At 44.0% G+C, this 12,596-nt stretch carries 11 protein-coding genes; 5 read left to right on the top strand and 6 right to left on the bottom strand.

Annotated features, from left to right (window positions below):
- Positions 1–54: 54 nt before the first annotated feature.
- On the bottom strand, positions 55–300 hold the full coding sequence (locus VME0621_RS04455; RefSeq protein WP_006070382.1) for a hypothetical protein: 246 nt from the start codon (positions 298–300) through the stop codon (positions 55–57).
- Between the two features lie 83 nt (positions 301–383).
- On the opposite strand from VME0621_RS04455, the gene pcp reads away from it, so the two are divergent.
- Positions 384–1,022: a pyroglutamyl-peptidase I gene (pcp, locus tag VME0621_RS04450; RefSeq protein WP_062456091.1), complete on the top strand. Its 639-nt coding sequence runs from the start codon at positions 384–386 to the stop codon at positions 1,020–1,022.
- A gap of 57 nt (positions 1,023–1,079) precedes the next feature.
- On the opposite strand, the gene VME0621_RS04445 is transcribed toward pcp, so the two are convergent.
- Together VME0621_RS04445 and VME0621_RS04440 are read right to left on the bottom strand one after the other, a co-directional pair.
- Positions 1,080–1,577, bottom strand: coding sequence for a GNAT family N-acetyltransferase (locus VME0621_RS04445; protein WP_031494714.1), 498 nt, complete (start codon positions 1,575–1,577; stop codon positions 1,080–1,082).
- Between the two features lie 88 nt (positions 1,578–1,665).
- Entirely contained in the window at positions 1,666–2,577 is a 912-nt protein-coding gene (locus VME0621_RS04440) for an endonuclease/exonuclease/phosphatase family protein (protein ID WP_062456088.1), read from the bottom strand.
- A 161-nt stretch (positions 2,578–2,738) separates the two neighbouring features.
- Between VME0621_RS04440 and VME0621_RS04435 the strand changes: the two genes are divergently transcribed.
- Positions 2,739–3,926 carry an MFS transporter gene (locus VME0621_RS04435; protein ID WP_062456085.1) on the top strand — a complete coding sequence of 396 codons (1,188 nt, stop codon included), beginning with the start codon at positions 2,739–2,741 and terminating at the stop codon, positions 3,924–3,926.
- A gap of 75 nt (positions 3,927–4,001) precedes the next feature.
- Here the strand turns inward: VME0621_RS04435 and katG are convergent, their stop codons facing one another.
- From katG to VME0621_RS04420, 3 genes are all read right to left on the bottom strand, one after another.
- Complete coding sequence (gene katG, locus VME0621_RS04430; RefSeq protein ID WP_062456082.1) at positions 4,002–6,206, bottom strand: catalase/peroxidase HPI; 2,205 nt, start codon at positions 6,204–6,206, stop codon at positions 4,002–4,004.
- Positions 6,207–6,576: 370 nt separating this feature from the next.
- Positions 6,577–8,052, bottom strand: coding sequence for a Na+/H+ antiporter NhaC family protein (locus VME0621_RS04425; RefSeq protein ID WP_006070388.1), 1,476 nt, complete (start codon positions 8,050–8,052; stop codon positions 6,577–6,579).
- A gap of 17 nt (positions 8,053–8,069) precedes the next feature.
- Positions 8,070–9,416: a glutamine synthetase family protein gene (locus VME0621_RS04420; RefSeq protein WP_006070389.1), complete on the bottom strand. Its 1,347-nt coding sequence runs from the start codon at positions 9,414–9,416 to the stop codon at positions 8,070–8,072.
- Between the two features lie 347 nt (positions 9,417–9,763).
- Between VME0621_RS04420 and VME0621_RS04415 the strand changes: the two genes are divergently transcribed.
- Genes VME0621_RS04415 through VME0621_RS04405 form a run of 3 tightly spaced genes read left to right on the top strand, consistent with a single transcriptional unit; the run spans position 9,764 to position 12,595 of the window.
- A complete protein-coding gene (locus tag VME0621_RS04415) occupies positions 9,764–10,510 on the top strand; it encodes a gamma-glutamyl-gamma-aminobutyrate hydrolase family protein (protein ID WP_062456078.1) in 747 nt (248 codons plus the stop codon).
- A 16-nt stretch (positions 10,511–10,526) separates the two neighbouring features.
- Positions 10,527–11,084, top strand: a complete 558-nt coding sequence (gene puuR / locus VME0621_RS04410; protein ID WP_006070391.1) for an HTH-type transcriptional regulator PuuR — start codon at positions 10,527–10,529, stop codon at positions 11,082–11,084.
- A 26-nt stretch (positions 11,085–11,110) separates the two neighbouring features.
- Positions 11,111–12,595 (top strand): aldehyde dehydrogenase, encoded by a 1,485-nt coding sequence (locus VME0621_RS04405; RefSeq protein WP_062456076.1) that lies wholly within the window; start codon positions 11,111–11,113, stop codon positions 12,593–12,595.
- Position 12,596: the final 1 nt, after the last annotated feature.

Below are 12,596 nucleotides of genomic sequence, written 5' to 3'. Positions count from 1 at the left end.
AAATAAAAGGTCTAGCACAGTCTAGACCTTTTTACTTTCAATCTGTCGGCGATGTTAGTTACGCTTTGGACCAGTTCTCACCAAGTCTTTGCCGTTTTCATATACATCTTGAGAGACCCAACGCCCTAGCAGAAGCTCGTGTTTGTCGCTTAATACCGCCACAAATGGACGACCATCAGAATTAGAAGTTGCTAACGCGATGCCAGCAACATCTTTTAGTCCCAATGCCCCACTTTCTACTTGAATGAGAAAGTTCTCTAGCTGCTCAAGCGTTTCAATTACATCATTTTCAATATTCATCAGATTCTATCTCTTGCAGATAATGACTGGTGGCGTACTCTACCTAAGTTAAACCAAGAAACCAATAATAGGCTGGGTAGTAAATGAAAAAAGTGTTGATAGCGGGCTTTGATATGTTTGGAGACAACACGATTAATCCTGCGTTGGAAGCGATCAAGCAACTATCCAATCAGCAGCTCCAGGGCGCAAAAATACAGGTATGCAAAGTACCTGTCACACAATATGAATCTATCGACACAGTGATTGCCGCTATTGAGACTCACCAACCCGATGTAGTTCTAACGGTTGGGTTAGGTGCAGGACGAGCTGCGATTACACCTGAACGAGTTGCAATTAATGTCGATGATTTTCGTATCGCTGATAATAATGGTAATCAACCGATTGATGTTCCTATTGTGAACGATGGGCCCGATGCGTATTTCAGCACGCTGCCTATTAAAGCGATAACACTAAAACTCCAACAACAGGGTATTCCTTGTCAGGTATCTAATACGGCGGGGACGTTTGTGTGCAATCACCTATTTTACGGTGTGCAACATTACTTGCGGGGTAGTGGTATTAAACATGGTTTCATTCACGTTCCATTGTTACCTGAGCAAGATATTGACGGCAGTCAGCCCACTATGTCGTTGGATAAGATTGTCGAGGGGCTGAGACTTGCCGCTCAGGTTGCGCTTAATTGTGATAAAGACAGTAAAGTGGGTGCAGGACAGATTTGCTGACAGAAGAGAAGCGAGTACCAAGAACACGGTGAACTCGTGTTCTTGGTAAAGTTGACACTACAATTGATCTTTCAGTCGAGCCATATAATACGTCGAGATAAATTCACCGTCTCGAAAGACTGAGCACAGCGCCTCACCTTCAATCTCAAAACCGAATTTAGAGTAGAGGGCGATAGCTGCTTTATTATCGGCGTTTACTTCGATCTGTACCCTTTGAACATTGAGCCAATTATCTGTTAGGTCTAACACGGTTTCCACCAATCGACTACCAATGCCTAAACCATGATATTCATCATGAACTCCAATCCCAAAGCTTGCACAGTGTGCCGTTCTTGGGCGCTGAGAGTGTTCCAGTCCAATATTACCGACAATTTTTCCGTCTAATTCGGCTACGTAGCTATACACCCCGACAGGCATATTACTTAGTCTTTCTTGCCACATTGCGACCGAAGGTAAAGGCAGTTGCAGGGTTTCTCGTTGTGCTTTTGGTTGCGAATAGAGCTGACTCAGACCCTCTGCGTCTCGTAGTTCTGTTGGTCGAATAATAACGTTCATGTCAGCCTCCTCGCTTGTGATGTTGTTAACCCCTATAACTAATTGAATTTTTTATCATAAGCAAGCGCTTTATCTTATTGGATTGAGATTAGGCACGTGTTTCAAACGAGACAGAAACCAAAGCATGGTCGGTACTGAGATCATCAATGCCAAATATGGGGTCAATAATATGTTTGTTAGTGAGCTGATAGTCAGTCACCTCAAACATTGAGCGTTCATAGTTAGGGCAAAACTCACTGGATAGAAGAATATGGTCTAATCGACTGCCAGACTCACCATAGTAATGAGTGATAGGTGGCTTAATCTCATCTACAGGGCGAACCGGCTTACCTTTTGGTACTAAATCCCAACTGTCGTGAAAATGATAAGCTTTGATGTCTGCGCGGGTATCTTTCCTTCGATGACGGTATTGGCTTCGAAATGGTTCGAACTCGTTACTGCCAATATTGTTGTTGAAATCGCCAAGCAGTAAAAAAGGTCGTTGGTAGCGTTGTTTATTTTGCACTATTGCTTGGTGCAACGCGCCTGCCTCTTGAATTCGCATCAACGATGAAAGTGTCTGACCTTGCGTTTCAACGAGCCAAGCATCGACAGTAGACTTGTTGTCTAGATTCTCGTCAGGCAGCGTTGGTCTTTTTGACTTGAGATGAACGTTGTACATGTCTAACTCCCCGATCCCCTCAATATTCAAGGAAATGTGTAATGCTGGACGGCTGAACTCGCCTTCAAAAGGCGCAAGGGAGGTGAGATTTGAATGTCGGACGATTGGGTAACGAGAGGCAAAAGCTAAAGCTGGGTGAGAATAAATATATCCGGATTCTAACCGTGGCTCAGTATTGTAAGTAAAATAACCATAACCCAATGATTTAACTAAAGCCCGCAGCGCTTCTACTGAAAACACTTCCTGAAAAGCAATGACATCGGAGTTGAGTTCGTTCAGCGTTTGCTTTAGCCACAGTGTTTTTTGTTGCCATTGTTTTGCCGTGTAGATGTTCTCCATCTCATAATAGGCAAACGGTGGCTCTACAAAATTACATAAGTTGCAGGTGGTGACTTTTAATTTATTTATCTGTGTCAACGTATTAGACTCCACTAAAACTCATGTCTAATCGTGAGCATACATTTCCCAAATTAAAAATAACAGCTCCTTAGGAATTGATAATGTCTTCAACGCAAAGCGCTAGCGGATGGCGAACCCCAAAAAACTTTCTCATCATTATCTCGATTATAGTGCCAATTGCGTTTTCGAGTTGGATGGCATTGCTGAACAACTTCGTAATTGAGAAAGCTAATTTTGATGGTTCCGATATTGGTCTATTGCAAAGTGTTCGTGAGATCCCTGGATTTCTAGCCTTCACTACCGTCTTTGTTTTGCTGTTCATTCGAGAACAGAAGTTCATGATTGTTTCTTTGTTACTGCTGACCTTTGGCACGGCGATTACGGGTATGTTTCCCTCGGTTGCCGGTTTGCTAATTACGACATTAATTATGTCGACGGGTTTTCACTACTTTGAAACACTAAAGCAATCCCTATCACTGCAATGGTTAAGCAAAGAAGAGGCGCCTGAAGTGCTGGGTAAACTCATCTCTGTAGGAGCATTAGCTTCGCTCTTAACCTATGGCGCGCTATGGGTGATGGTTGAGGTGTTCAAGCTAGACTACGTATGGGTTTATGGAATTAGTGGCGGTATTGGTTTTGTCTTAGTGCTGTTTATTGCCTTGGCTTTCCCACAATTCAAAACGGAAACCCCTCAGACTAAAAAGCTGGTGCTGCGTAAGCGTTACTGGCTGTATTACGCCCTAACGTTTATGAGTGGAGCAAGAAGGCAGATCTTTACCGTCTTTGCCGGTTTCTTAATGGTGGAAAAGTTTGGTTATAGCGTCTCTGATATCACACTCCTTTTCTTGATTAACTACTTGTTTAATTTTCTATTTGCTAAAAAAATCGGTCGGTTTATTGGTGTTGTTGGTGAACGTAAGGCTCTTATGTTTGAGTATGTTGGACTGATCTTTGTTTTTGTGGGTTATGGACTGGTTCAAACGGCAGAATGGGCCGCGGCGCTTTACGTTATTGACCATCTTTTCTTTGCGCTAGCGTTAGCTATCAAAACCTATTTCCAAAAAATCGCAGACCCAGCGGATATGGCGTCTACGGCGGGAGTATCCTTTACCATTAACCATATTGCAGCTGTTGTCATTCCTGTTACCTTTGGATTCATTTGGCTGATTTCACCTTCAAGTGTGTTCTATATTGGCGCAGGAATGGCCGTGATTTCACTATTGTTGTCACTTAACATTCCTCGAAAGCCCGAAGAAGGCAATGAGGTAAGAGTACTTAACTGGAATTAGGTTAATGCCGAACCGATCCTAGAAACAAAAAAGCCACTTGGTAACAAGTGGCTTTTGCTTATGGGTTTATCGTAATTAGATGTCGAAACGGTCCGCGTTCATCACTTTGACCCAGGCGGAGACAAAATCGCAAATAAAGGTCTCTTTGGCATCATCACAAGCATATACTTCTGCCAACGCACGCAGTTGCGAGTTTGAACCAAACACCAAGTCAGAGCGTGTGGCTTTCCACTTGGTTGCACCTGTTGCTCTCTCTAAACCGACAAACTCCGTAGCCTCTTCGTTACTCGGACGCCACTCGACATTCATATCGGTTAGGTTGATGAAGAAATCATTGCTAAGAACACCTTTACGCTCTGTAAGAACGCCATGCTCACTATTGCCGAAGTTTGCGCCTAGAACACGCAAACCACCAATCAAAACAGTCATTTCTGGCGCTGTTAGTGTTAGCAGTTGAGCTTTATCTAGCAGTAAATCTTCTTCAGACACTGAGTAGGCTTTTTGTGCGTAGTTGCGGAATCCATCGACTACGGGTTCGAGAACATTAAAGGATGTTTCATCGGTTTGAGAAGCCATTGCGTCCACGCGACCAGCAGTAAATGGAACCTCAACGTTAGTACCTGCTTCTAGGGCTGCTTTTTCAATCGCAGCGTTACCGCCAAGGACAATCAGGTCAGCAATGGAAACCACTTTGTTACCATCAGCTTGATTGAACTCCTCTTGAATTGCTTCAAGGGTTGCTAGAACACGTTCAAGTTGCGCTGGCTGGTTTACTTCCCAGCTGCGTTGAGGCGCAAGGCGAATACGTGCTCCGTTAGCGCCCCCGCGGAAATCAGAGCCTCTGAAGGTCGATGCGGATGACCACGCGGTGTAAACCAGTTCAGAAATGGTTAAGCCTGAAGTAAGGAGCTTGTGCTTCAATTCTTTAATGTCTGTGTCATCGATCATGTCACCAGAAACTGCAGGTAATGGGTCTTGCCAAATGAGATCTTCACTCGGAGCTTCTTCGCCTAGATAGCGAGATTTTGGTCCCATATCACGATGAGTCAATTTGAACCAAGCGCGTGCAAAAGCATCTGCGAATTGGTCTGGGTTATTATGGAAACGTTTAGAAATTTCCCCGTAGATAGGGTCCATACGCATTGCCATGTCGGCAGTGGTCATGATAGTGGTGACTTTCTGTGATGCATCATGAGCTTTTGGGGCCATATGGTCTTCTGGAACCCCTACAGGTACCCATTGCCAAGCGCCAGCTGGACTTTTAACAAGATCCCAATCGTAGCCAAACAACATATCAAAGTAGCCGTTGTCCCATTGGATTGGGTTTGGAGTCCAAGCTCCTTCGATACCACTGGTTGTTGTGTCATCTCCCAAGCCGCTGCCAAAGTGGTTACGCCAACCGAAGCCCATTTCTTCCATTGGTGCCGCTTCCGGTTCTGGGCCCATCAGTTCAGGATCGCCTGCACCATGCGTTTTACCGAATGTATGGCCACCGGCAACAAGTGCAACGGTCTCTTCGTCATCCATGCCCATTCGAGCGAATGTGTCTCGGATATCACGGCCAGAAGCAAGGACGCTTGGCTCCCCGTTTGGTCCTTCAGGGTTAACGTAGATAAGTCCCATCTGTACCGCAGCGAGTGGATTCTCTAGTTGACGATCGCCGGAGTAACGCTCATCGCCTAACCAATCACTTTCCATGCCCCAATAAACGTCTTCCTCAGGTTCCCAAATATCTTCACGGCCACCCGCGAAACCAAAGGTTTTTAGCCCCATTGATTCTATGGAAACATTACCTGCAAGAATAAATAGATCTGCCCATGAAAGAGCTTTGCCATATTTTTGTTTTACTGGCCATAACAGGCGACGAGCTTTATCTAAATTACCATTATCTGGCCAGCTGTTTAGTGGTGCAAAACGTTGGTTGCCTGAGTTAGCGCCGCCACGTCCATCCGCCGTACGGTAAGTACCAGCCGAGTGCCAAGCCATACGAATCATAAAGGGACCATAGTGCCCATAGTCAGCGGGCCACCAGTCTTTTGAATCGGTAAGAACCGTTTCGATAGCTTGCTTAACTTCTTTTAGATCAAGTGTTAGAAATGCCTTCTTGTAATCGAAGGAAGGATCGTACGGGTTACCTTTTTTATCATTCTGATGAAGAATTCTGAGGTTAAGTTGATTAGGCCACCATTGTCGGTTTTGTGTACCTTTACCACCAACTCGAGTATGACTGCCATGCATCACTGGGCATTGCCCTTTTCCTGCGCCACTATGGTGTTTCATTTTCATCTCCATAATTTGAAATGTCCTTAAAAGCGAATGCGAATAAGGAAAATAACTAACACTGTGCACGTCCATTTCGCTGTAATACATTCGATTCTTGTAGTTACAGTATGGTCGTTTGTATCACAATAAAACAACAAAAATGATTGAGTAAAATTGATTTAAATCAAGCAATTAAATAAGAATGATACTCTTTACAATAACTTACAAAATGTAAGGCTATTATGTTTAAATGCTTCAAGAGTGTAAGACACATATTTGTAGGAAAGTGAGAACAGGTGCTATTTTTTCGAAATCAAAAAGCTAGAGAGCGGAACAAAAAAAGGGATACCCGCTGAGTAGGTATCCCTTTGGCATTCTTAGATCGCTGTTATGCAACGACTATGAAGAATAGGGTGGTCGCTACAATACCAATCAACGCATATGGGAACTGCGTTACGGCATGTTGCATTGATGTACATCCAGATCCTTGAGCCGATAGCACCGTGGAGTCACTGAAGAAACATGAATGACTACCTGCTGCTGATGCTGACAGCATAGCGGCGATGGTTAAGTGCAGTGGAACACCAATTTGCTCCGCGAGAGGAAGAATAATTGGCATTGCGACCGCAAAGGTCCCCCAGGATGATGCTGATGCAAAGACAAGGCCGCCTGTTACTAGGAAGATCAGGGCTGGGAAGTACTGTGCTGACAAGTATGGGCTTACAGTCTCAATTACGTACTGTGTTAGCCCCAATGAGTCGTTAACACTCTTAAGCATAAAGCCGCCAATCACTGTAGCTAGAGGCAGTAACATGACCTTAATGCCATCGTACACTGCATCGAACAGTTCATTCATGGTGACTAGTTTTTGAATGCCGTAGAAACAGATAGTAAAGATAATGGCAACAAACACACCTGCTAATAGGTCAATACCGAAGTACCAAGAGGCTCCGACCAGAACAACCATTGGCAATAGGAAGTTAATTAGTCCCATAGTCGGGTTTGAGTGTGCTTTGATGTCAGCACCAAAGTCGATATCTGTTGCGCCATCTGGTTTAACTTGACCGTTGCGAGCGCGCTCTTCTGCTTTTTTCATTGCGCCTAGGTCTGGCATTTTGCCAATAGCTACGAAGAAAACAATCGCCAACGTTACCCAGCCATAAGCCATATACGGAATGGCTTGAATGTACGCAGCAATACCTTGTCCTGGTTCAGCAACTTCATTGGCTTCCAATAGAGAACTGAAGAAGATAGCCCAAGTAGAAATTGGGACCAGAATACAGATAGGTGCTGCCGTTGAGTCAACAAGATAAGCGAGCTTCTCGCGTGAAACCTGATAGCCATCAGTAATTTTCTTCATTGATGACGAAATCGCAATGGCGTTCAAGTAGTCATCAATGAAAATCAGAATACCTAGAAAAAATGTCATCAATAGCGATTGATTGCGGCTCTTAACTTTGTTCACCAGCATGTCACTGAAGCTAAGGATACTGCCACCTTTTTCTAGAATCGCAATCAGGCCACCCATTAGACCGCAGACGAGAATGATCCATGCGATGGTTTCATTCATCATCACATCCATCGAAATGCCAACGATCTGTTCTACTGCTTGAGTAGGGTCAAGCAGTAGAACACCGGCAATGGTGCCACTGAATAGTGCTTCAACGGTGCGGTGTGTGGTTAATGCAAAGACAAGTACTAACGATGTCGGTAACAGTGCCAACCAGCCGTAGCTTTCGCCTTCAACATGATTGAGTCCAATCGAGGTAAAGGTTATAAACAGGAAGACTATTGTAAGGCTAACCGCCAAATGTTTACTGCTTATTTTGAGCGGCGCCTCCAGCGCCTTTGTCTGCGTAGTCATAAAACTCATTCCTTTCGTTATGCAGAGTGAAGCATCCAATCAATTTCTAACGGTGTAATAATGCGTTCGAATTCGGCCAGTTCACTTCGTTTGCAAGCGAGATACATATCAATAAAGTCTTGAGAGAAAAAGGCACCTAATTCACTGGCTTCAAGCTGTGTCAGTGCATCAGACATACGCGTTGGTAGGTCTACGGCGTTTTCACTAAGAGCTGGTGGACATTGTTCTTGGGTATAGTTATCACTCGCTAATACGGCTGAGAGTACTACTGCAGCGAGAATGTATGGATTGACATCCGCACCTGCGATGCGATGTTCAATACGACGGTTTTTACCATCGCTAATTGGAACGCGAAGGGCTACGCCTCGGTGGTTCTCACCCCAATCCGCTTTTGTTGGTACGTAAGCACCAGGCACAAAACGGCGGTAAGAGTTCACGTTAGGACATAGGAGGGCCATCGCATCCGAAATCTGCGATAACATTGCAGCCATAGTTTGGTAGAACAGTGGGCTTGCAGAGTCATCGTCTTTATTGGTAAACAGGTTATCGCCTTGCTCATCGATAAGGCTGATGTGCATGTGCTGTCCATTTCCTGCTTCTTCAAGGAAAGGTTTTGCCATGAACGTGGCATCAAAACCATGTTTGTGGGCGATTTGTTTAATAAGACGCTTAGAGAAAATGATTTCGTCACATACGCGAAGTACGTCTTGTGAGTGATTAAAGTTAATTTCAAACTGACCCGGTGCAGATTCTGATAGTGCACCGGCCGTATTTAAACCTTGATCAGCGGCTGCAGCGTTAAGCTCAGCTAGGAAGTCAGCATAATCATCAAGCCCATCGACATCATAGACTTCGGTATCTCTTTCACGTCGATTCTTCGTCGGATTAATAGCGGTTTGCAGTTCACCATTTTCACCGCGTTCTTTATCAATGAGGTAAAACTCGAGCTCTAAAGCAACAACTGGAAACATGCCTTTTGAATGCAGAGTATTCAACATACGGTCGATGATGTTGCGGATGAACAAACGGTGAGGGGTTTTTCCGTCATCTTCCATCATGCTGAGTAGCAGTTGTCCGGTACCTTCCTTTGCTGTTGGTAGCAAAGTGCCAGCGACAGGAAAGCAAAGGTTATCGGGTTCGCCAAGATCTTCACCTAATCCTGCTGATTCAACAACAGCACCTTTGGTATCGAGCGTAATAGTAGAAAGAGGAAGAGCAACACCTTTCACTAACTTGTCTAAGGAATCTACTGGTATGCGTTTACCGCGTGGTGTTGCGTTGACGTCCGTGAAAATGAGGTCAACGTACTTAATTTCTGGCCAACTTTGTCGAAAATTTTTAACTTCCTGTAAATAGGTATCCATCTTTACTACTCCTAGTGGCCCCACTCTTTGATGAAAAATTAGCTTAGTGTTTAACAAAAAGAACACAAGAGCCATGTCTTAAATGGGGTTTTTGGCTGTTTTATAAACTTATGTAATTGTTTTTATTGTGATTTGTTTAATTTGGTGATTATTTCGACCTTGTTAAACGTTAACTAATTTGTAACAGTTGATCGCCTTTTGCTCAATATATCGAGCGAAATTAGTGCTTTTTTTGAACAAAATAGAGATCGAAGTCACGATTTGGAACCTATTTTGAACACTTGTGTTGATAATTTTGTACATGGGTTGTACGGTTTTTGTTAAATAAATCGAACGTGAGTGTGACAATGTCTGAGATAAGAAAACCGATAATAGGACTCGTAAGCTGTAAGAAAGAGCTCGCTGGATATCAGATACAGGCATTGAATGAGTTCTACCTTCAAGCAGTGAAAGACTTCGGTGGCACACCAATCATTCTTCCATCTGTAATAGAAGACAGTGAGTTAGATAGAGTGTTGGCGGTTTGTGATGGATTGTTATTCCCTGGTAGTCATTCCAATGTGGCGCCTCATCGATACAACGGCTCACATGAAGAACTAAAGAAAGATGAAGCGCGAGATGAATTAGCTATTCAGCTTATACGCCGTGCTATAGATATGAACATTCCGTGCCTTGGTATTTGTCGTGGATTCCAAGAGATGAACGTGGCGTTAGGGGGAAGCCTAAACCCTGCGGTTTACGAAGCAGGTTTCGATGACCATCGCGAAAGCGAATCAAAAGATTTTAATGAGAAGTATGCACCCGCTCATCCTGTTTATGTTGAAAGTGACGGTATCTTTCAACAATGGTTAGTTAAAGCAGAGTGGAATCAAACGGAGAAGTTTGAAGTAAATACGCTTCATAATCAGGGAGTTGAGAAGCTGGCTACAACCTTAAAAGTAGAAGCTAAAGCGCCTGATGGTCTAGTAGAAGCTTTTAGTCTGCCTGGTCAAAAATATTTTGTTGGCGTGCAGTGGCACCCAGAATGGCAAGCAAAACACAATCATTTCTCACAAATTTTATTTAAAGAATTTATTATGTCAGCTTCACAGTAATTTAGAGGCTGAATGCATGGATAACCACCAGATTGGTAAAAATATCGCTCAACTAAGAAAAGAGCGAGGACTTTCACAACGAGAACTGGCAGAAAAAGCGGGCATCACCCATAGCGCTATTTCTTCAATCGAGAATGCCAAAGTGAGTCCTTCGGTGAGTTCTCTGCAAAAAATAGTGAACGTTTTTTCGTTGTCTCTTTCAGAGTTTTTTACTCTTGAGCAACAAGAAAATAAAGAGATTAAGGTCGTAGTTAAACCAGAAGACCTCATTGAAATTGGCAGTGAAAATGTCTCAATGAAGTTGGTTAACAATGGCAGCAATAAACAAGAAATCGGCTTTCTTATTGAAGAATATGGGCCTAACAGTACAACGGGCGCATCCAATATCAAGCATGAAGGTGAAGAAGTCGGCACCGTATTAAGTGGTGAAGTTGAACTTGAATATAACGGGGAGACCTACCTAATAAAGGCAGGGGAGTCTTACGTTATTGATACAACGATTCCACATAAATTTACTAATCACTCCGATAAGGCTTGCAGAATGATAAGTGCACACACGCCAAAAGCATTCTAGCGCCTTGAGGTAACCAAGGAGAGCGTATGAAAACGCAGCAACAATGGATTGAACAACGAAATGCTCTAAATATCGAGCAAAGAGCGTTTCTAAATGGTGAGTATACCGCAGCAGCAGATGGCAAGACGCTAGAGGTCGTAAACCCAGCTACCGATGAAATCATTGCTAATATTGCACGTTGCCAAACTGCCGATGTTGATTGTGCTGTATATTACGCAAGACAAGCATTTAAACAAGGTGAATGGAGTCAAATTGCTCCAGCGGCGCGTAAAGACGTACTGTTGAAGTTTGCTGCTCTTATTGATGAAAATGTTGAAGAATTAGCGCTATTAGAAACACTTGATACTGGTAAGCCGATTGCACACAGTGTGTCGACGGATATTCCCGGCGCAGCGAAATCTATTCGCTGGTATGCGGAAGCCATCGACAAAGTTTATGGTGAAGTTGCACCTACAGAAAAAGATGTTCACGCCTTTATCTCTCATCAAGCGATCGGTGTTGTCGCTGCTGTTGTTCCGTGGAACTTCCCGCTATGGATTGGTTGTTGGAAGTTAGGTCCAGCCTTGGCTGCGGGCAACAGTGTCATCCTAAAACCATCAGAAAAGTCTTCATTAACGGCAATCTTCTTAGGCAAACTGGCGAATCAAGCAGGTATTCCAGCGGGTGTATTTCAAGTTATTACTGGTTATGGCCATGAAGCGGGAGAAGCGTTGGCACGTCACGAAGATGTAGATTGTATCGCTTTTACAGGCTCAACTCGTGTGGCTGGTCATCTTATGATTGCCTCCGGTGAAACTAACCTAAAACGTGTCTGGGCTGAGGCTGGTGGTAAGAACGCAAATATAGTCTTTGATGATTATGCCGATCTTGACCGCGCAGCTGCAGAAACAGCCGCAGGTTGTTTCTATAACCAAGGTGAAGTATGCGTAGCAGCAACACGCCTTTTGGTTCACGAAAGCATTAAAGATGTATTTATCGATAAAGTGATTAGCGCAGCTCAGGGTTTCATACCTAAAGATCCAATGGATCCCACGTCTTCTATGGGGGCGCTTATCGACCGTGAACACAAAGAAAAAGTGCTCGATTACGTTAAGTTAGGTCAAGATGCAGGGGCTACGCTGCGCTGTGGTGGTGACGCAGGCGGTAAAGGCGCCTTTGTTGAACCAGTGATTCTCGATAATGTGGACAACAGTATGCGTGTGGCTCAAGAAGAGATCTTTGGCCCAGTGTTATGCGTCATTCCATTTAAAACAGAGCAAGAAGCTATCGCTATTGCTAATGACTCCAAATATGGCTTAGGCGCTGCACTTTGGAGTGACAATATTAATCGCGTACATCGAGTCGCAAAGCAGTTAGAAGCTGGCTCTGTGTGGGTGAACAACTACAACGAGGGCGATATGACCGTCCCATTTGGTGGATTCAAAATGAGTGGTAATGGACGTGACAAGTCGATTCATGCCATCGAAAAATTCACTGAAACCAAGACGACATGGATTCGTCTCCAACCTTAAG

The sequence above is a fragment of the Vibrio mediterranei genome (genome assembly GCF_900088415.1).
Classification (GTDB): domain Bacteria; phylum Pseudomonadota; class Gammaproteobacteria; order Enterobacterales; family Vibrionaceae; genus Vibrio; species Vibrio mediterranei.
The sequence above is the reverse complement of the archived record's forward strand: the minus strand, read 5'-3'. Positions and strand labels throughout refer to the sequence as shown.